Origin of the sequence: Kitasatospora sp. McL0602, assembly GCF_052076145.1 — a bacterium.
GTDB lineage: Bacteria > Actinomycetota > Actinomycetes > Streptomycetales > Streptomycetaceae > Kitasatospora.
Genome location: NZ_CP197246.1, coordinates 511,112 through 531,110 on the forward strand (window position 1 = coordinate 511,112; position 19,999 = coordinate 531,110).

The 19,999-nt window shown below is 75.4% G+C and carries 15 protein-coding genes; 6 read left to right on the top strand and 9 right to left on the bottom strand.

What is annotated here, in order from left to right; genetic code table 11:
* Position 1: 1 nt before the first annotated feature.
* From ACR68M_RS02435 to ACR68M_RS02450, 4 genes are all read right to left on the bottom strand, one after another.
* A complete protein-coding gene (locus tag ACR68M_RS02435) occupies positions 2-196 on the bottom strand; it encodes a hypothetical protein (protein ID WP_441248697.1) in 195 nt (64 codons plus the stop codon).
* Between the two features lie 83 nt (positions 197-279).
* Complete coding sequence (locus tag ACR68M_RS02440) at positions 280-4,833, bottom strand: hypothetical protein (RefSeq protein ID WP_441248698.1); 4,554 nt, start codon at positions 4,831-4,833, stop codon at positions 280-282.
* A 30-nt stretch (positions 4,834-4,863) separates the two neighbouring features.
* Entirely contained in the window at positions 4,864-5,733 is an 870-nt protein-coding gene (locus ACR68M_RS02445) for a hypothetical protein (RefSeq protein WP_441248699.1), read from the bottom strand.
* Positions 5,734-5,797: 64 nt separating this feature from the next.
* The gene (locus tag ACR68M_RS02450) at positions 5,798-7,339 is read right to left on the bottom strand and encodes a hypothetical protein (protein ID WP_441248700.1); all 1,542 of its coding nucleotides are present in this window, start codon (positions 7,337-7,339) and stop codon (positions 5,798-5,800) included.
* A 169-nt stretch (positions 7,340-7,508) separates the two neighbouring features.
* On the opposite strand from ACR68M_RS02450, the gene ACR68M_RS02455 reads away from it, so the two are divergent.
* The 4 genes from ACR68M_RS02455 to ACR68M_RS02470 all read left to right on the top strand — a co-directional run bounded on the left by ACR68M_RS02455 (position 7,509) and on the right by ACR68M_RS02470 (position 10,480).
* On the top strand, positions 7,509-8,078 hold the full coding sequence (locus tag ACR68M_RS02455) for a hypothetical protein (RefSeq protein WP_441248701.1): 570 nt from the start codon (positions 7,509-7,511) through the stop codon (positions 8,076-8,078).
* 142 nt (positions 8,079-8,220) lie between these two features.
* Positions 8,221-8,985, top strand: a complete 765-nt coding sequence (locus ACR68M_RS02460) for a LamB/YcsF family protein (protein ID WP_441248702.1) — start codon at positions 8,221-8,223, stop codon at positions 8,983-8,985.
* A complete protein-coding gene (locus ACR68M_RS02465) occupies positions 8,985-9,617 on the top strand; it encodes a 5-oxoprolinase subunit B family protein (RefSeq protein ID WP_441248703.1) in 633 nt (210 codons plus the stop codon). The genes ACR68M_RS02460 and ACR68M_RS02465 overlap by 1 nt, the downstream gene beginning before the upstream one ends.
* 14 nt (positions 9,618-9,631) lie before the next feature.
* The gene (locus tag ACR68M_RS02470) at positions 9,632-10,480 is read left to right on the top strand and encodes a biotin-dependent carboxyltransferase family protein (protein WP_441248704.1); all 849 of its coding nucleotides are present in this window, start codon (positions 9,632-9,634) and stop codon (positions 10,478-10,480) included.
* 42 nt (positions 10,481-10,522) lie between these two features.
* Here ACR68M_RS02470 and ACR68M_RS02475 read toward each other — a convergent pair whose 3' ends face one another.
* Positions 10,523-12,046, bottom strand: coding sequence for an FAD-dependent monooxygenase (locus tag ACR68M_RS02475; protein WP_441248705.1), 1,524 nt, complete (start codon positions 12,044-12,046; stop codon positions 10,523-10,525).
* Positions 12,047-12,119: 73 nt separating this feature from the next.
* Between ACR68M_RS02475 and ACR68M_RS02480 the strand changes: the two genes are divergently transcribed.
* Positions 12,120-12,860, top strand: coding sequence for a TetR/AcrR family transcriptional regulator C-terminal domain-containing protein (locus tag ACR68M_RS02480; RefSeq protein ID WP_441248706.1), 741 nt, complete (start codon positions 12,120-12,122; stop codon positions 12,858-12,860).
* 107 nt (positions 12,861-12,967) lie between these two features.
* Here ACR68M_RS02480 and ACR68M_RS02485 read toward each other — a convergent pair whose 3' ends face one another.
* The 3 genes from ACR68M_RS02485 to ACR68M_RS02495 all read right to left on the bottom strand — a co-directional run bounded on the left by ACR68M_RS02485 (position 12,968) and on the right by ACR68M_RS02495 (position 16,979).
* The gene (locus ACR68M_RS02485; RefSeq protein ID WP_441248707.1) at positions 12,968-13,672 is read right to left on the bottom strand and encodes a DUF1775 domain-containing protein; all 705 of its coding nucleotides are present in this window, start codon (positions 13,670-13,672) and stop codon (positions 12,968-12,970) included.
* A gap of 91 nt (positions 13,673-13,763) precedes the next feature.
* Positions 13,764-15,230: a HEAT repeat domain-containing protein gene (locus ACR68M_RS02490; protein WP_441248708.1), complete on the bottom strand. Its 1,467-nt coding sequence runs from the start codon at positions 15,228-15,230 to the stop codon at positions 13,764-13,766.
* A gap of 270 nt (positions 15,231-15,500) precedes the next feature.
* A complete protein-coding gene (locus ACR68M_RS02495; RefSeq protein WP_441248709.1) occupies positions 15,501-16,979 on the bottom strand; it encodes a DNA-binding protein NsdB in 1,479 nt (492 codons plus the stop codon).
* A 499-nt stretch (positions 16,980-17,478) separates the two neighbouring features.
* Between ACR68M_RS02495 and ACR68M_RS02500 the strand changes: the two genes are divergently transcribed.
* Positions 17,479-18,627, top strand: a complete 1,149-nt coding sequence (locus ACR68M_RS02500) for an aminoglycoside phosphotransferase family protein (protein WP_441248710.1) — start codon at positions 17,479-17,481, stop codon at positions 18,625-18,627.
* 4 nt (positions 18,628-18,631) lie between these two features.
* Here ACR68M_RS02500 and ACR68M_RS02505 read toward each other — a convergent pair whose 3' ends face one another.
* Positions 18,632-19,900, bottom strand: coding sequence for an acyl-CoA dehydrogenase family protein (locus ACR68M_RS02505; protein ID WP_441248711.1), 1,269 nt, complete (start codon positions 19,898-19,900; stop codon positions 18,632-18,634).
* Between the last annotated feature and the right edge of the window lie 99 nt (positions 19,901-19,999).

Below are 19,999 nucleotides of genomic sequence, written 5' to 3' on the forward strand. Positions count from 1 at the left end.
CTCAGTCCTCCTCCTCGTCTTCCTCCGGGGTGTGCGGGAGGGTGATCCCGTGGCGGGCCGCGATGTGCAGCAGCCCGGTGATCCGGCCCCGGTAGGCGTCGACGCCCTCCGGGTCGCCCGCCGCGCGGGCCGCCGCCAGCTCGCGGCGGGCCTGGGCGAGCTGGTCGCTCAACTCCTGCTCGAACACGTCAGTCACAGCAGCCTCCCGTCCCGAGGGCTCCCAAGGGCTACAGCATCTATGAATGTGAAGAGTTCTTCAACTCCCGTCCTCCGCTGCCGTCACCCCGCCGCAGGCTCCGCCGGGCGCTTGAACATCCTGGTCGCGGTGATCTCCCCGTGGATCGCCGGGCCGTCCGGGTCCTGCGGCGCCGGCAGGCCCGGCCGCAGGTGCTCCTCGACCGAGATGTACTTCAGCCCGGCCCGCAGGTCGGCGTCGTTGCGCAGCCGGATGACCAGCGGGAACTCGGCCAGCGCGGTGGTGTCGAACAGACCGGTGGTGTAGATCAGCTGCACGCCCAGGGCGTCGGCCACCGCACGCTGGAGCTCCAGCAGGTACGTCGCGTTGGCCCGGCCGATCGGGTTGTCGAGGAAGAGCGTCCCCGCGTGCCGCAGCTGGGACTGCCCCCGGTCGTTGGCCCGCAGGGCGGCCATCGTGCAGTAGAGGGCGATCGCGGCCGTGAGCAGCTGGCCGCCGGAGAAGACGTCCGACATCTGGCCGACGCTGACCCGCTCGGCTCGCAGCACCGCGTCCGGCTTGAGGATCTCGACGCTGACGCCCTTGGGCCCGATGGCCGCCGCGACGCCGCGCAGCAGCAGCGACATGCCGTCCCGCCGCAGGTCGCTGTTCTTGCGGACGGCGGCGCTCGTCGCCTCGTCGATCACCTCGCCGAGGCGCTCGACCAGCAGGGCGTGGTCCGGGTCGTCGAAGCGGATCCGCAGGAACTCCTGGCCGGACCACTCCCCCAGCCCCTCGGGCAGCCGGGAGAGCCGCTGGGCGGCGCGCAGGGTCGCGAGCGAGCTCTCCACGAGACCGCGCAGGCGGTCGACGATCGAGCCCCGGTTGCGCTCCAGCTGCGCCAGCTCGTCGGTGAGCACCCGCAGCCGGGGCGCGAAGGCCACGGCCCAGGCGGCGGCGTGGTCGGGCAGCGCGGCGGCGGGCAGCTCGCGGATCTGCTGGCGGGCCGGGGTGCGGACGGCCTCGTACCGGGCCGCGTTGGCGTGCCGGATCAGCCCGTCGGAGGCATCCCGGACCGCCAGCTCGGCCGCCGTCAGCTCGGCGGCGGCGGTGCGCAGCGTACGGCGGGTGTCGGCCGCCGTGCCGCGCGCCTCGGCCAGGTGGCCGAGGTACGGCTCGGCGGGCTGCTCGGGCTCCTCCGGGGTGTGGTCGCGCAGGCCGTCGCGGAGCTGGGCCGCCGCCTCGTCGAAGTCGGCGGCGGCGCTCTGCGCAGTGTCCAGGGTGCGCTGGAGGTCGGCGTGCTCGGTGCGGGCCGTCTCCAGCCACTCGCGGCGCTCGGCGAGGCGGGTGGTGGCGGTGCGCAGCAGCAGCTGGGCGTGCTCGGGGTCGGTCGGGACGAGGTCCTCGGGCAGTTCGGTGTGCGCCTCGCCGCTGACGGGGGCCGAGCGCTCGGCCTCGCCGCGCAGGCGGCCGAGCTGCTCGCTGGCGGTCGCCGAGCGGGCCTCGATGGTCGCGACGAGGTCCTCGGCGCGCCCGGCGGCGGCCTGGCGGGCCGGGCCGTCGGCGCCGTCCGGGCTGGCGAGCAGCTCCTCGGCGCGGGTACGGACCTTGTTGGTGAGGCGGTCCAGCTCGGTGACGGAGGCGGCTGCGTCGCCCTCGGCGCGGGCCTGCTCGGCGCGCAGGTCGGCGCCGACGCCGACCTTCTCGTAGAGCTGGGAGGCCGCCCGGTAGGCCTCGCGCAGGGCGGGCAGCGAGGCCGGGGGCTCGCCTGCGTCGACGGGCTCGGCGGTGGCGGAGAGCTCGGCGCGCTCGGCGCGCAGCGTCCGGGCGGTGCGGCGGGCGTCGTCGGCGGCGCGCTGGGCGGCGCGGCGGTCCTCGTCGCAGGTGCGGGCGCGCTCGGCGCAGGCGGTCTGGCGGCGGTCGCACTCGGCGGCGTCCTCGGCCAGCTCGCGGCTGCGGCGCGTCCAGTTGGCGCGCTCGCGCAGGCGGAACGCGAGCCCGGCCAGGGCGTCGGCGCGGCGGCGGGTGCGCTGGGCGGCCTCTCGGCGCTCCTCGTGCGCGTACGCGGCGGCGGCGTGGTCGGTCTCGGCCTCGGTGTGCTCGGCGCGCAGGGTGGTCAGCTCGGCGGCGGCCGTCTCGGCCTGGGCGGCGGCAGCGCGGGCGGCCTCGGTCAGCTCGGCGAGGGTGCCGGGCGGGCACTGCTGCTGCCAGGAGGCGAGCCGGGAGGCGAGCGCGCGGTCGCCGCCGAGGCGGGCGGCCAGCTCGCGGATGTGCTCCTCGCGGGCGGTGGCCCGGGTGCGCAGCTCGCGGCGCTCGTCGTCGGCGGCGCGCTCGTCGTGCATGGCCGGATTCGGCGGCACCAGGAAGAATGGCGGCTGGTCGGCGATCGGGGCGATCAGCGCGGCGGCGGTGCCGACGGCGACGGTGGAGCGGGGCAGCAGGGCGGCGGCCTGGAGAGTCTCCCGGGCGCGCTCCAGCGAGGCCGGGTCGGTGACGACGACGCCGTCGACCAGCTCGGGGCGGGCGGCCAGGATCGCGTCGTGGTCGGCCGGGTCGACGGACTGCGCGAGGTAGCGCCAGCCGGGGAGGGCGGGGACGCCGTGCTCGCCGAGGTACTCGACGGTGGCGAGCACGTCCGGGCCGGGCGGCAGCAGGCCGCCGTCGCCGAGCGCGGCGAGGATGCGGGAGTCGTCGGCGGCGGCCGTGCGGAGGTCGAAGAGGGTGCGCTCGGCGGTGGCGACGGACTGGTCGAGCTGCTCGCGCAGATCCTGCGCCGCCGCGTCGAGGATCGCGGGGGTGAGGACGCCCTCGGCACCGTCCTGGTAGGGCTGGAGGGAGAGCAGCTCGGCAAGGCGGGGCTCGGCGGCGAGCTGGGCGGCCGTGCGCTGCTCGGCTGCCAGCGCCCGGTGGGCGTCCTTGTAGGCGTCGCTGGCGCGGGCGGCGGCGAGCTCGGCGCGGCCCTCGGCGGCAGCGGTCTCGCGCAGCCGGGCTGCGGACTGCTCGGCGGCGGCGCGGGCCTGCTCCAGGGCGGCGGTGGCGGCCTTCTCGGCGTCGGCGGCGTGCAGGGCGGCGCGGGCCGGGTCCGGCTCGGCGGTGGAGCCGTCGATCCAGCCAGCCTCGACGGCGGCCTGGGTCTCCTGCTCGACCTCGGCGAGGCGCTGGCGCAGGTGCTCGGCCTCGCTGCGGGCCTTCTGGGCGGCCGTCGCGGCGGCGGTGGCCTCGCTCTGCGCGGTGGAGCCGTCCTGCTGGAGCTCCTCGGCGCGCAGCTCCTCCTGGTCGGCCCGGGTCTCGGCGGCGAGCGCGGCCGTCTCCAGGGCGCGGGCGAGCGCCCCGGCGGCGCGGGCGCGGGCGGCGAGCGCGGGCGCGGCGTCCAACTCGGCCTCGCGGATCGCGACGGCGACCCGGGCGACGCGGTCGGCGGCGGCGCGGTGGCGCAGTACGGCCTCGGCGGCCTGCCAGGCGGAGTGCAGCGTACGGGCCTCGGTCAGCTCGCGGCGCAGCCCGGCGGCCTCGGCGGTGGCGGCGGCCAGGCCCAGGGTGGCGTGCCGGTGGGTGAGCTCGGCGGTGATCAGGGAGTGCCGGGTGCGGTCGCTCTCGGCGGCGGTGACGGCGCTCGCGGCGGCGGCGACCTCGATGGCGAGGTCCTGGGCGCGCTCGCGCTCGGCGCCCGCGCGGGCGGCCAGGCTGTGGGCGAGCCGGCGGGTGCGGCGCTCGGCGGTGCGGTGGGTCTCGCGGACGGACTCGCGGGCGGCGGTGGCGTCGACGATCCGCTGCAGCAGGTCGAGCGAGCCTGCGGTGAAGTCGCGCTCGGCGGTGAGTTCGGCGCGGCGGCCGAGCTTGGCGGCGAAGCCGTGGACGAGGTCGGCGAGCCCGTCGGTGTCGCGGGTGTCGGTGACGGCGCGCAGCAGCAGGTCGGTGAAGTCGGCGTCGTGCTTGACGGCGAAGAGGCCGGCGGCCTCGCCCTCGTCGGCGTTCATCTCGCGCTGATAGCGGAAGAGTTCGGGGTCGAGCCCGAGGTCGCCGAGGTGCTCCGTCCAGCGGTCGTGGCCGTCCTCGAAGGTGAGGTCGAGGTACGGGTGCGCCTTCCCGGCCTCGGTGAGGGCGTCGCGGAAGCCCTTCATGGTGCGGCGCCGCCCCCGGGCCTTCTGGTCACCGGCGAGGCTGACCCGCTCGGCGACGGGCAGCGAGTCGAGCGTCAGGCCGGGGCCGGGCCGGAAGGAGTACCACGTCTCGGCGAACTTGCGCGGGTCGGAGGAGACCTGGCGCCCGCGCCACTCGCTGACCTTGCCGACCACGATCAGCTCGCCGGTGACGGTGTGCTGCCACTCCAGCGCGACGTGCCCGCAGTCGTCGGCGAGCAGGAACTTCCGCAGCACGCCCGAGCTGGCGCCGCCGAGGGTGTTGCGGTGGCCCGGCAGCATCACCGAGAAGATCAGCTTGAGCAGGACGGACTTGCCGCCGCCGTTCTCCAGGAAGAGCACCCCGGCCGGGGCCGGGCGGCGCGGCGGCCCGTCCGGCTGCTCGCCGAACAGCCCCGGCTGCTGCGGCGCCGGTGCGGCCACCGGCTCGCCGACGCCGCGCAGGTCGAGCACCGTGTCGGCGTAGCGGGCACCGGCAGGTCCGATCGAGTACAGGCGGACCCGGTTGAGCTCGTACATGAAGTGTGATCTTTCCTGGACAGGCTGGATCTAGAGCGAGTGGAACGGCAGGCCGGCGTCGGCGACCAGGTCGTCGGTGTGGTCGGCGGGCATCAGCGTCGGGGTGCCGTCGCTGACGGCGACCACGCCGAGGTCGAGCAGCTCGGCCATCGCGGCGCCGCCCGCCAGGTCGCGGACCTGGAGCTGGTAGCGGGCGGTGGTGCGGTAGGTGCCGCCGGCGTCGTCGGAGGTCTTCTGCAGGAAGCCGGAGTCGACCAGGAACAGCACCGCCTTGGAGACGATCCCGATGGTCGAGCCGGAGAGTCGGCGGGCGTCCTTGGTCGCGCCGGTCGCGCTGCGGCGGGCCCAGACCCGCCAGGCCGCCTCCAGCCCCGGGGCGTCGCTCACCGGGTCGGTGTTGGCGCCGTCGGCGTCGGCCCGCTCCGCCAGCCTGCGGCACGCCTGGCGGACGAACGCGTCCACGCCGTTGGTGGTGATCCGCCCGAGGTACCCGTCGTCCGCAAGGTCCTCGGGCCGGGGGAAGGCCATCGCGGCCACCGCGAGGTGCGCCAGGCCGTGCAGGAACCGGTCGGTGGACTCGCTGGCGGCCCGCCGCGAGTAGTCGCCCATCCGGACGGCGAACACCGAGTCCTCGGCCGCCGCCACGGCCATCCCGGCCCGGGGCGACACCTCCAGCACCACCAGCCCCATCCCGGTCGCGACAGCATCCGCGAGCCGGGCGAACCCCGGGTCCTCGCGGTACCGGCGGACCAGCTCGGCGTACTCCGCGTCACGCGCCGGGAGCAGCTTCGCCTGGAGCCCGAACGAGACCAGCCGCGCGGCATCGGCGACGTCGGCGGGGGTCAGGGCAGCGGGGGCCGCTGCGGGGACGGCCTCGTCCGTGTCAGGGGTGGTGGTCACGGACGTGGCTCCTTGATGAGCTGACGGTGGATGTTCAGGGGAGGTGCAACCTTGCGTCGCGGCATCAGGCCGCGTCCTTGCGGTCGGCGGCCATGCCGGCTGCGTCGAGGAGGGCGCTGCCGACGATGAGGTCGGCGCCGCCGAATTCGGGGTCGTCGAGGGGGGTGCCGTCGTCGACGGCGAAGAGGAGGCGCTCCTCGCCTTGGCGGTAGGCGGTGCCGACGGGCGGGCTGGCGGCGTGGACGGCGAGCAGGGCGACGAGGTACGGGAGTTCCGGGTCCTGGCGGCGGGCTTCGGCGAGGAGGCCGGAGAGGCGGCGCGGGGCGTCGGCGGGGAGGTCGAGGAGGACCAGGGCGGCTTCGAGCTGGGCCTCGGAGAAGCGGCTGTCGTCGGGGGTGGCGACCAGATCCGGGTCGGGCAGCTCCGCGCCGAGGTGCTCGCGCTCGACCGGCGGGGTGAGCAGCAGCTCGACCAGGTCGGCGACCCGGACGGAGACGGGGGTGCGCAGGCCGATGCCCTGGGCGAAGAAGGCGTCGGTGGGCCGCGTCGCCTGCGCTATCGGCAGGCCGAGGAGGGGGGCGAGCAGCTGGCCGTAGAGGTCGATGCCGCTGCGGGCGGCGGGGGCGGCGAAGGCCTGGCGGTCCTGCTCGGCGCGGAACAGCGGCCCGGCCTCCAGGAGGCGGGTCTGGAGCTGGGTGTGCCGGCGGATGCAGTCCTTGACGATGTCGACGAGCTCGGCGGCGCGGCGCTTGTGCTCCTGGTCCTCGGCCTCGTCCCGGGCCTTGCGGATGTTGGTGAGGATCGCGTTCTCGTGCCGGTAGCGGTCGGCGATGTGGTCGAGCGCCTCGTCGATCAGGTCGGGGACGGCCTGCATCCAGTCGACGGCGCGGACGTTGCGCCGGGTCGCCTCCAGGGCGCGCCGCAGCGTCTCGGCGTACTGGACGGTGCGGTAGCGGGCCTGCTCGGCGGCGAGCTGGGCGTCGGCCAGGCGGCCGCGCCGGATCAGCACCTCCAGCTTGACCTCGGCGGCGATCTGGGCCGAGGTCACGTCGGTGTCGAGGGCGCCGACCAGCACGTTGACGGCCTCGTCGGTGCTGCGCAGGTAGACGCCGCCGTCCGGGCCGGGCACCTCCTCCAGCAGCTTGAAGTCGTAGTCGCGCCTGACGTACGTGCCGTCGGAGCCGAAGGTGCCGTAGACGGCGCGGAAGCCCCGGTCGACGCTGCCGACGTTGATCAGCGACTCCAGCACCCAGCGGGCGACGCGCTCATGCTCGACGACCGGACGGGCCGGGTTCTGGGCGGCGACGCGGGGCAGCAGGCGGCCGAGGACTATGTCGCGGTCGGCGCCGGTGTCGAAGTCCATGTTGAGCGTGACGAGGTCGATGACGGCGAGGCCGATCTCGGCCATCGCGTACGAGCCGTACTCGCCGGCCAGGTTGACCTTGCGGCTCTCCAGGTCGTGCAGCGGCGCGGTGCAGGCCAGCGCCTTGAGCCGACGGGCGAGCCCCTCGTCGGCTGCGGGGCCGGGGGCGGGCCGGGCGGGCCCGGCGGGCGGCCTGGGCGTGGGGTCGGCCGGCCAGGTTGGCTGGTCTGCGATGGCGGTCACGGTGGACAAGATTAGAGGTTCGCACCGACAAGGTCCGAAACGAGCCTTCTTGTACCGGTTCCGGGGAGCCCGCAACCCCGGTTTGAACGCGTTCAAACCGGGGTCTAGAGTCGCCGTGACGCCGCCGGAGTACGGCTCCGGCGGCCCGACCCGGCATGGGGGTTTCCTGATGAGCGACTCGAGCGACTCCACGGTGGACGGCAGGGCGGGGGACGGCAGGGCGGCGGGGGACGCCGCGGCGACCGCTCGGGCCGTGCGGCGCTGGCTGTGGGTCTTCGTGGTCTGCCTGGCACTCAGCGGCCTGACGGCCTTCCCGCTCCAGAGCGAGACCCGCTGGCTCGCCGAGGCCGTCGACGGCTCGCCCGTCGCCGCGCACTTCCCCGCCCTCGCCGACTGGGTGGTGCGGGTGCGGGACGGCGTGGCCGACACCAACGCCCGCTACCCCTTCCTCGCCTACGGCACCGACTGGCCGGCCTTCGCCCATCTGGCCATCGCCGTCGCGCTCTGGGGGCCGCTGCGCGACCCGGTGCGCAACGTCTGGGTGATCAAGTGGGCGATGGTCACCTGCGCGGGCATCATCCCGCTGGCGCTGATCTGCGGTCCGCTGCGCGGGATCCCGCTGTACTGGCGGTTTGTCGACATGTCGTTCGGCGTGGTCGGGGTGGTGCCGCTGCTGATCGTGCTGCGCGGCATCCGGCGGCTGGAGTGGTCGGCGGCGGTCGCCACGAGGGCCGCTTGAGAAACGTTCCGCCGGTCGGGGGAGTGTGTGCCGCCAGGTGTGCGCTCCGGGCCCGGGTCAGGTGCACGGGCGCCTGCGGGCAGGCCCTACGATCACCCCAGGGAAGTTGGCGCGGAAGACAGGTCGTGGTGTGGCCGATTCGGTGATCGATCTCAATGCGGACCTCGGCGAGGGGTTCGGACGCTGGACGCTGACCGACGACGAGGCCCTGCTCTCGGTGGTGACCAGCGCCAACGTCGCCTGCGGCTTCCACGCCGGTGACCCCTCGACCATGCGCCGGGTCTGCGCCCTGGCCGCCGAGCGCGGAGTACGGATCGGCGCCCAGGTCTCCTACCGTGACCTCGCCGGATTCGGCCGCCGCGCGATGGACGTCCCCTCCGAGGAGCTGGCCGACGAGATCGCGTACCAGATCGGCGCCCTCCAGGTCTTCGCCCGTGCGGCTGGCTCGCGGGTCAGCTACGTCAAGCCGCACGGCGCCCTCTACAACCGGGTGGTCGGCGACTCCGAGCAGGCCGAGGCGGTCGTCGCCGGCGTGCTGCGGGCGGGCGCCGTCTGCGACGGGCCGCTGCCGGTGCTGGGGCTGCCGGGCTCGCGACTGCTGATGGTCGCCGAGGGCGTCGGGCTGCCGGTCGTCACCGAGGCCTTCGCCGACCGGGCGTACACCTGGGCGGGCACGCTGGTGCCGCGCCGCGACCCCGACGCCGTGGTGCACGACCCCGAGGCGGTGATCGCCCGCGCGGTCGGCCTGGCCCGCGACAAGCAGGTCACAGCCGTCGGCGGCGAGCTGGTCTCGGTCGAGGCCCGCTCGCTCTGCGTGCACGGCGACACCCCCGGCGCCGCCCAGCTGGCCTGGCGGGTGCGGGGGGCGCTCGCCTCGGCCGGAGTCCGGGTGGAGGCGTTCGTCTGATGGCGGCGGCAGGGTCGATCACGGTACGGCTGGTCGGGGCGCACGCCCTGCTGCTGGAGACCGACACGACCGGGCGCGTCGCCGCGTTGTACGCCGAGCTGCTGGCCCGGCGGGCGGAGCTGCCCGAGGTCGGCGAGATCGTCCCGGCCGCCCGGACGGTGCTGCTGGACGGCGTCGCCGACCCGGCCGCACTGGCCCGGCAGCTCGCCTCCTGGCAGGTGCCGGACCGGCCGCCCGCCGCCGGGCCGCTGATCGAGGTGCCGACGGTCTACGACGGCCCCGACCTCGACGAGGTCGCCGGGCTCTGGGGGGTCTCGGCGGAAGCCGCCGTGCGCATCCACACCGAGCCCGAGTACCGCGTCGCCTTCTGCGGCTTCGCCCCGGGCTTCGGCTACCTGACCGGCCTGGCGGACCACTACGGGGTGCCCCGCCGGGCCACCCCGCGCAGCGCCGTCCCGGCAGGGTCGGTCGCGCTCGCGGGCCTCTACACCGGCGTCTACCCCCGGCCATCCCCCGGCGGGTGGCAGCTGGTCGGGCGCACCGCCCTCACCCTCTGGGACACCGGGCGGACACCGGCGGCGCTGCTCGCGCCCGGGACTCGGGTGCGGTTCACCGCCGTTCGAGACAGCTAGGGGGTACGGGGGGCGTGCTGGAGGTCGTACGGCCGGGGCCGTTGACGACGGTGCAGGATCTGGGGCGGCGCGGGGTCGCCCACCTCGGCGTGCCCAGGGCCGGGGCGCTCGACCTGCCGGCCCTGCTGGCCGCCAACCGGCTGCTCGGCAACCCGGCCGGGGCCGCCGCACTGGAGACCACGGTCGGTGGCGTCGCGGTGCGGGCACTGACGACGGTGGTGATCGCCGTGACCGGGGCACCCGCGCCGGTGCGGGTCGGCGGGCGGGCGGCGGCGTGGGGCACGGCGGTGCCGGTGCGCGCCGGGGAGCTGGTCGAGGTCGGGCCCGCCACGTACGGCGTGCGGAGTTACCTCGCGGTGGCGGGCGGCATCGCGGTGCCCGAACTCCTCGGGAGCCGGTCGGCCGACCTGCTCTCCGGGCTCGGCCCCGCACCGCTCCGGGCCGGCGGCCTGCTGCCGGTCGGCCCCGCGCCGGACGGCCCGGCCGCCGAACTCGTCCCGCTGCCCGGCCCGCCCACCGAGCTCGTACTCCGCCTGCAACCGGGCCCCCGGGCCGACTGGTTCACGCCCGAGGCACTGGCCGGCCTCCCCCGCGCCCGCTACCGCGTCGCGGCCGCCAGCAACCGGATCGCCCTACGGACGGACGGCCCCGCCCTGACGCGGGCCCGCACCGGCGAACTCCCGAGCGAGGGCATGGTCCTCGGCGCCGTCCAAGTCCCGCCCGACGGCCGCCCGGTGATCTTCCTCGCCGACCACCCCACCACCGGTGGCTACCCCGTCATCGGCGTCGTCCCCGAGCCCGACCTCCCCGCCGCAGCCCAGGCCCGCCCGGGGACACCCCTGCGCTTCACGCTCGGCTGCTGACCCACTGCCGGCCGGCGGGCTTGCGGGCTTCCTGATGCCGGTTCAGCCCGGCGTGGAGACACTCAGGAGGGCGGCGAGCGCGGCGGGGAGCTGCTGTGCCTGGCCTCTCGCCGCTCGCCATCCGACGAAGCCGTCCGGACGGACCAGTAGCGCGCCACCCGGCGGGAGTTGCGGCAGATCGACCCCGTGGGCGGCCAGCCCCAGCCGCTCGGCGGCGACGATCCAGTCGGCGCCTGCCCCGCCCTCAGCGGTGAAGAGGGTGAACCGGGAGGCGATCAGGTCGAGCGTCGAGACGCCGTCGGCGACCCAGGCGTGCGGCATGCGGGAGCCCGCAGAGCCGTCGAGGGCGAGTGAGACGTCCTCGGTGGACGGCAGTTCGGGGCTCGCCTCGATGACAGCGGCCGAGCTGTAGCGGTAGCCGAGGTGGACGATCGGGGCATTGACCGCACCCACCTTCGCGCGGGCCTCGGCACCCTGCGGACCGCGCTCCCAGTGCAGGCTCGGATCGGCCAGCCGCAACACCGACTGCTCCATGGCGAGTTGGGCGACCGGGCGGCGTTCGGCGGCGTAGCTGTCGAGCAGTGCTGGGCCGGCCTGCCCGCGCAGGACGAAGGCCAGCTTCCAGGCCAGGTTGTGGGCATCGGCGATGCCGGTGTTCATGCCGAAGGCGCCCAGCGGCGGGATCGCGTGGGCGGCGTCGCCGACCAGGAAGACCCGTCCGTCGGCGAAGCGGTCGGCGACCAGGGCCCGCACCCGCCAGGGCAGCGAGCTCAGGATCTCGACGTCCAGGTCCGGGGCGCCCAGGGCGGTCCGGATGAAGTCGGGGGTCGGCCGGTGGTCCGGGCCGGTGTGCAGCACCCACTCCTTCGCACCGTCGATGGTCACCAGCATGCCGGGGGCCTGCGGGTGGGTGATCTGGCAGGCGACGAAGCCGTGCGGGCCGGTCAGTTCGCGCAGGTCCGCCCGGAACAGCGTGTTCGTCATCACCTCGCCCAGGTTGCCCGGCCCCGAGGAGGCGATGCCGAGCGCCGAGCGCACCTGACTGCGTACCCCGTCGGCTGCCACCAGGTACTGGGAGCGGATCGTCCTGCCGTCGCCGAGGCGGGCGGTGACACCCTGCGCGTCCTGCTCGAACGAGAGAAGTTCAGTCCCGTACTCCACCCGCGCGCCGCGTTCACGAGCGGCCGACAACAGGACGGCGTCCAGGCGGTTCTGCGGGCAGGTGCCACGCAGTGCGGCCGGCGTGAAGGCCGGCTGCGTGGCCGGGCCGACACCTGCGGGCTGGACGGGAAGAGCGGGCAGTGCGGCGGCCGCCAGCGTTTCGGTGCTGATCTTGCCCAGCGTGCTCGCGGCCATGTCGACGGCGGCCTCGTTCACCGCGCGATCCAGGCCGACCTCACGCAGCAGCTCCACCGTCCGCATACCCACGCCGGTGGCACGCGGGTGGAGCTGCGGACCGGCCGCCGACTCCACCAGATGGACCCGGACCCCGTGGTGGGCCAGGAACACCGCCGCACTCAGGCCGACGGTACCGCCGCCGACGATCAGAACCTCGGACTCGGACATGACTACCCCCTCTTGATGGGAACAACGTTCCCGTTCATGGGAACACTGTACCCACATGTGTACGATGGGCGCCATGGCCGAAGAGAAGTCAGTCCCCGCGCTGGTCTGGAGCAAGGAACGGCACACCCCCAAACGGCAGGTGCTGAGTGTCGAGCGAATCGTGGAGGTGTCGATCGGCATCGCCGACAGCGAAGGACTCGACGCGCTCAGCATGCGCCGCGTCGCCACCGACCTCCGGTCGGGCACCACCTCGCTCTACCGGTACGTGACCGGCCGGGACGAGCTCCTGGAACTCATGATCGACACTGCGCGAGCGGCAGCGGCACCGGAGCCCCTCACAGGGGCGTGGCGCACCGACCTGGCGGACGTCGCACGCGGGCAACGGACGGCACTGCTGCGCCACCCGTGGCTGGGCAGCGTACTGGCGAGTCGGCCCGCCCTCGGCCCCAACTCACTGCGGCAGATGGACCACGCGCTCGCCGCGGTCGGCGCGGCGACGGAGGACATCACCCTGGCCTCCGACGTCGTCTCACTGGTCTTCGACTACGTCATCGGCGTCGTCTCGCGCGAACTCGCCGAGCAGGAGGCACAGCGCCGCACCGGCATGACCGAGGAGCAATGGCGCAGCAGCGTCAGCCCGTACATCCACCGGATCGTCGAGAGTGGCGCCTACCCGCAGTTCGCCCGCCGGGTCATCGAGGCCGAGGACCACGGCTTCGACCACTCCTTCGAGTTCGGCCTCGCCTGCCTCCTCGACGGCATCGCCACCCGTGTGGGCCACCAGCCTCCCGACTCCGACGGGCGTGGCCGGTAACCGGCAACCCGCCCGGTCGCGGCCTGGGTGAGCAGCATCCCGACGAGCTGGTTGTCCGGGTCGGCGTAGGTCGTGGTGCCGGCTCCGAGGCGCCCGTGCCGTGCGCGTCAGCTCGCGGAGGACCGCCGGCGCCACCAGAAGACCCCGCCGACTGCGGCGGCGATCACCACGACGACGCCGATGACCACCGGCGCGGCGCTGCTGGACGAGGAGGAGCCCGAGGAGGACGGGACCGGAGCCGCCGAGGTGGTGCTCGGGGTGGCCGACGGCGTGCTCGGGGCAGCCGAAGGTGAAGTCGAGGCGCTCGGGGTGCTGGACGCGGTGGGGGCTGCGGCGGGGGTCAGCTTGAGGACGGGCGCCGGGTGTTCGGGTTCGGCGCCGCCCTGCGGCAGCTCGATCCAGCGGTCGACGTGCCCGTCGGTGTAGCTGACGAGGGTCTTGAAGGCCAGCTCCTTCGCGTCCGGCAGCCGACGGATCTTGATCTTGTAGTCCGCGCTCTTGCCCGGCGCCAGCGCGGGCCCCGTGACGGTGTAGCCGTCGGCCGTGGCGGTGAGCTGCCAGCCCGCCGCGCCCTCGGCGAGGGTGACGTCGGCGGGGGTCAGGCCGGTGGGCAGCACGACCTGGAGCTTGCTGATCCCGGCGGTGTCGGACTCGCCCTCGGCGTTGAAGCCGACCACCACGTCGGTCGCCAGCGCCTGTGCACTGCCCGGCTCCACCTCGACGTGCGCCGAGGCCGGGCCCGCCAGGGTGATCGCGCCGAGCAGGGCGGCCGCCGGGACGGCGAGACGGGCGAGAGTGCGAGGACGGTTCATGGGCGCGGGGCCTCCGACGGCGGGACGGGCACGACCGGCCCATCATGCCCCACCCGGCAGCCCCCCGTGGGCGGACCGGTGCCGCACCCCGTCAGGTGCGGTCCCGCGCGGTCAGCCGGCCCCGGACGGCGGCGTGCACCTCGGCCTCCTCGGCCGGGTCGGCGGCCAGGCGGCGGAGCCGCTCCAGCACCCGTACGTCGCCGGTGGTGGTGACGTGCCGGGCGGCCAGCTCGCGGGTGGCCTCCTCGCAGTCCCAGAGGCACTCGACGGCTATCCCCCGGGCGAAGTAGGTGTCGAGCAGGGCGAGTGCCTGGGCGGCCCGGCCGCGCAGCTCGGAGGAGGGCGCCTCGCCGTAGATGTGGCGCAGCGCGGGGACGGCTCCGGACGCGGCCAGCCGGCCGACGCCGTCGACCAGGGTGCCGAGCCCGGCGCCGGCGACGCCGCGTTCGGAGATCCAGCGGCGCAGCGCGGCGACGACGAGCGGGCCGTCGGCGGGCTCCCCCGCGTCGGCGAGCAGGCGGACGGCGGCCTCGCCGAGGGCGCTGTCGGCGCCGCCGGTGGCGGGGTCCGCCCAGCGGCGGGCGTGGGCGAGGGCCTCGGGGCCGCGCATCCGACCGAGCAGTTCGAGGGCGGTGTCGACGACGCGGTGGTCGGCGTCGGCGGCGGCAGCCTCGATCAGGGCGGCGACGGCCTCGTCCCGTTGGTCGACGAGGTAGCGCAGGGCGGCGAGCCGGGCGCCCGGCTCGCCGCTGCGGGCGGCCGTCAGGACGGTCTCGCGGTCCTGCGGGCGGACGACGGCGGCGAGGCAGCGGGCGGCGGCGGCGGCACGGCGGGCGACCGCCTCGGGATCGACCAGCGCGGCCGGGTCGACCGGGCCGGCTGCGGGGGCGGTCTCGGGCTGGTCGGCCCAGGCGAGCACGTCGAGGGCGCTCCAGCCGGGGGTGACGCCGCTGCGGTTGAGCTGTCGTTGCCAGAGGTCGAAGGGTGACTGCTCGCTCGCGGCGGCGATCCGGGGGTGGCGGGTGGCCCAGAGCCGCCATGGGCGGGGCTCGTAGGCGGCGCGGACGGCGGCCCGCAGCCCGGCCTCGCCCTCCGGGTCCTCCGGGAAGCGGGCGAGCACGGAGGGGGCGAGCCGCATCAGCGACCGGTCGTCGTCGCGCAGGGCCAGCTCGTCCAGGGCCCAGGCCCAGTTGGTGCCGACGGCGGCGTAGCCGCGCAGCAGGTCGAGCGCGTCCCGGCGGCCGTACGCGGCGAGGTGGCCGAGCACGGCGAGGGCGAGACCGGTGCGGCTGTCGTCCGGGTCGAGGACGTCCTCGGCCGCGTGCAGGTGGATCTCGAGGCCCGTCAGCGGGGCCTCCAGCTCCATGTAGAGGCGTGCGTAGTAGAGGGAGCGGTTCTCCAGCTGCCAGCAGGCCCTGGGGTCACTGGTGACGCACTGCTCCAGCGCGGCGATCGCCTCGGTGCGGTCGGCGGCCAGCGCATGCAACTGTCCGTCACCGCGGCCCCGCTGGAGGAGGCCGAGGAGGCTGGCACTGGGCGCTATCACTGGCTCGAACATGAGGTCAGCATCCGTTGCGGCGGTCTTGGTGGCAACGGGATTTCCGTCGCCGGGGGTCTGGGAGGGTCCTGCGGAGGCGCCGGCGCGCCGGAATCACCGAAGGTTACCGCCTGGGCGCCCCATACGCACACAAGGCCGACAAGCGGCCGAAAGGCATCCGCCGCCGCCGGATCTCCGTCGAGTTTGCGCCAACCGTCGCCGAACATGACGGGGACATGGCAGAATTCTGGTACGGCCGAGGCGCTCCCCCCGTCACCTCGGCCGGGTGACCTACACCTCCCGGCGGGGCGAGGGCATCGCGATGTCGATCTCCGCCCGCAGCTCGGCGACCCCGGGCATGCCCTGGTAGCGGCCGGACAGCCGGTACATCTCCCGGAGCCGGTCCCAGGTGCGCAGCGAGGAGTTCTGGCCGATCACGGCCATCGCCAGCTTCGCCTGCACCTGCGCCTCGTCCGGCTCGCCGGAGATCCAGTAGACCGAGGCCAGCGTGATCCGGTCCAGCAGGGCCGAGCGCTCCAGGCCGGTCTTCTCCCGCAGGTCGATGGCCTGCCGGGCGTGCAGCTCGGCGAGCCGGGCGGCCCCGGGGTCGTGCTCGGCGAGGGTGCGGTAGACCAGCGCCTCCATGCCGTGCAGCTCCGCCTCGTTGAAGCGCTGCATCCAGCTCGGGGCCGCCTCGCCGGTGTCCTGGACGAACAGCTTCTCCGCCTCGTCGAGCACCCGACTGACCGCCTCCGAGCGGCCCAGCGAGGCCTGCGCCCACGCCTCGACGGTGCGCAGCATGGCCTGCGTCCGGGGCAGGGCGCGGTCGCCACTGCTGGCGTGGGCGAGCTGGATCAGCTCCAGCGCGTCGTCGGCCCGCCCGAGGTGGATCATCTGCCGGGCCGCCCGGGAGATCGCCTCCCCCGCCCGGGGGCGGTCGCCGGCCTCCTTGGCCGCCTGTGCGGCGATCACGAAGTACCGCTGCGCGGTGGGCTCCAGCCCCACGTCGTGGGACATCCAGCCGGCCAGCACGGCGAGATTGGCCGCGACCGTCCAGAGCCGGGTCTTCACGGCCGGCTGCAGATCGTGCGTCAGCAGACCGCCCACCTCGTTGAGCTGACCGACCACCGCCTTGCGCTGGAGCCCGCCGCCCCGGGAGGCGTCCCAGGCCCGGAAGACCTCCACCGCGTGTTCGAGTGCCTGGACCTCCTCGGGGCCGACCGGGCCGGGCTCGTACACGTCTCTCAACGGGCGGCTGCCGCCCTGGGTGATCACCGATCGAGGGCCGGGACGGGTGGCTGCGTACGCCACGTCCGGGCCGCTGAGCCAGTCGTAGAGGTTGTCGGCGATGACGGCCCCGGCCGTGAGCGCGGCTCCGGCTCCGACCAATCCGCGTCGGTTGAGCATGAGGTCCATTCCCGTGAACTCGGTGAGGACCGCAGCCGTCCGATCCGGCTCCCAGGGCTCCGCCGTGGCGTCGGCGGAGCGTGTACTGCCGGGCCTGGTGGGCCGGTGTCGTGTCAGACCGAGATCCTCAGTGGTGACGACACGGCCGAGCCGCTCGGTGAACACGGCGGCCAGCACCCGCGGCACCGGATCGCGGGGGATCTCCCCCTGCTCGATCCAGCGCCGCACCCGCGAGGTGTCGGTGGACAGCTGCTGCTGACCCACCGCCGCACCGCGCCGGTTGACCAGCCTCGCCAACTCGCCCTTCGACCAGCCGGTCAGGGCGAAAAGGTCGGCCAGTCTGGTGTTCGGCCCCTTGCTCACGTGAAGCCCCCAGGTTCCTCGGCTGCCTCCGACCCTAGTGCTCCGGCAATTGCCACGCGACCATTCGCCATGCTTCGCCAGGGTCCGCCACATGGTGTACCAGTGGCTTCCGGGTGTCATGTAGAGCTGCGCCACCCCAACTTCGGGTCGGGAGGGCCGGAAACCCCGTCGGAGCTGGGCTCTGACGGTGTGTCAACGGCACTCCCGTGGCCTCATCCGAGGGGGTGGCGCGGCCGGGTGGCGCGGAGGCGCCGGGCACGGCAGCGACCGCCAGGCGGCACCCGCTCTCCCCAGGGCGCGGGTGATCACCGGGAGGCCGCGTCCGCGCCCGGCGCCCGCGCTCCACCTCGTCCCCCACCCGCCTCCGCCCCGCTCTCCGTCCGCACGAGCGGGGGTCAGCCGCCACCACCCGCACCGCCCTCACCGGCGGCGGCGGTTCCCGGCAGCGGCTCTCACAGGCTGAGGCCACCGTCGGCAAGGAAGGGATTCTCAACCCCTCATGTACTCCTCCACGACCACCGGCACCTCCGCCCCGACGCGCACCGCCCTGCGCCCCCCGACCACGGTCGGCGGCCGGGCCGGCCAGGGGCCCGCCCCCCGGAGCAGCGACCTGCGCGACCCCCGCGCGCTGGCCGTCCGCCCTCCGCTGGCCCGCCCCGCCGACCAGTTGGCCGGCCGCCCCGGCGCCGACCGCCTGCTGCGCGCCCGGCCGGTCGACACCGGCGTCGACCGGGTCGACCCGGCGACGCTCCAGACCCCCGGCGTGCGGGCAGCGCTCGCCAACATCTCGCGGATATGTCCCGCCTTCCTCCCCCGCCAGGTGCTGCGGGAGGGCAGTCGGCACATCCTGATCGCCGGCACCATCGGCCGGGCCCCGGTGGTCGCCAAGTGCCTCGCTCCGCAGGCCCTGCGGAGCGACCAGCACGCGCAGCTGGTCGAGCGCTTCCACCACGAGGTCGCGGTCTACCGGGCGTTCGTCCGGCACCGCCCGCCGATCCGGCTGCCCCGGCTGGTCGCGGCCGACCACGACCGCTGCGTCCTGGTGCTGGAGCGCGTGCCCGGCCGCCCGGCCTCCCGCGAACGGCACCCGGTCAACGCGCCCACTCCGGGCGAGGTGCGGGCCGTCCTCGGCTCCATCCGGACGCTCAACCTGTGGCGCCCGCCGACGGACGTCTTCGGCAAGCCGCTCGACTACCAGCTGGAGATCGCCCGCTTCCACTCCGTCGGCCAGCTGACCGACCGTGACGCGGGAGACCTGCGCGGCCTGCTGCACGGCCTGGCCCACACGCCGCTCCAGCTCTGCCACGGCGACGCCCTGCTCGGCAACATGCTGCTCGCGCCCTCCGGGCCCGTCCTGGTCGACTGGGAGGAGGCCGGCTGGTACCTGCCCGGCTACGACCTCGCGGTGCTGTGGAGCGTCCTCTCCGGGGACACTGCGGCCCGCCGCCAGATCAGCCAACTCGCGCAGTCCGGCGGCACGGTGGCCCGGGACGCCTTCCTGGTCAACCTCGTCCTCGTCCTGATGCGGGAGATCCGCCTGCACGACGTCCCGGGCGCGGGCGAGGAGCAGCGGATCATGATCCGGCGCCTGTACGACGACGCCGCGCTGGCCCGCCGGGCCGTCCGCGCCGCGGTCGGCACCCGCTGAGGTGTCAGCCCCGAGGGGTGCGGTGCAGGCTCCGCTCCAGGGCGGCCTCGCAGAGCGAGTCCAGCACCGCCTCCTCCGGGGGGAAGTGCACCCGCCCGGTCAGGACGTCCCGGAGGTTTCGCTCCAGCGGGTGACGGCGGCTCAGGCCGGGGTTGCCGGTGAGGGTGACGGCCTGCTGGACGGCGGCGGTGGCCGTGCGCCCGGCGTGCAGTTGGGCGGCGCCGGTGCGCGTGGCGGCGCCCGGGTCGCCGTGGTCGATCCGGGCGGCCAGCCCGGCGAGCAGGTCCTCGGCCGCGATCAGGGAGCTCTCCAGCTCGCCGACGGCGCTCCGGTGGCGCGGGGCGGTGAGACCGCCGGGCGTGCGCTGGTGCAGGTGCCGGATCAGCCAGTCCTGGGCGGCGCGGGCCACCCCCAGCTGGACGGCGGCGAACGCCAGGTCGTGCCAGGCGAGTTCCAGCCGCCGTTCGGCGAGCTGCCGGGCCGCCTGCCCGGCTGCCTGCCCGGCTGCCTGCCCGGCTGCCTGCCGGGCGCCGCGCGGGCCGTCCGGCTCGGCGAGGCCGAGCACGGCGCCGGAGGGCACCTCGACGTCCGTCAGCAGCACGTCGTGCCCGGCGCTGGCCCGCAGCCCGAGCTGGTCCCAGACCGGGTCGATCTCGATCCCCGGGCTGTCGCCGCGGACGAGGAAGAGCCCCGTCCGTGGGGTGGCTTCGTCGGTGCGGGCCCAGACGGCCATCCAGGCCAGCGCCTCCGCGCCGGCGCAGAAGGTCTTACGCCCGGTCAGGCGCCAGCCCTCGCCGTCCCGTCGGGCGACGGTGCCGGGGAGGGCGGCCGTGCTGCCGGGCTCCGCGCGCAGCGTGTTGAGCAGCGCGGGCCCGCGCCGGGATTCGGTGAGCAGCCGCCGGTAGGCGGCGGCCGGCCAACTGCCGGTGCGGGCCTGCTCGGCGTGGCGCAGCAGTGTGCAGGCCGTCAGCACGGCCACCGAGGCATCACCCCGGCCGAGGCCGGAGAGCACGGTGACGGTGTCCGCGAGCCCGCCGCCGGGGCCGCCGTACCGCCGGCCGACGGTCAGGGTGAGCAGCCCGGCCTCGTGCACGGCCTCGACGCCCTGGTACGGGAAGGTCCCGTCCCGGTCGTGCTCCTCCGCGCGGGCGGCCAGCAGGTCGACCACCCGGGGCAGCCCGGCCAGCATGTCGTGGCCGGCCGGGTCGGCGGGGCCGTCAACGGCGCCGAACTGTCGGGGTGCGGTCTTCTGGTCGGCGGTAGGGGTGGTCATGGCGGCGCCTCCCGGGGCGGCAGCGTGGTCTCGGCGGACAGCGGAAAGGCACGCCCGGAGAGGCGCACGCACGGCGCCCGGCAAGGGCCGGGGCCGTGC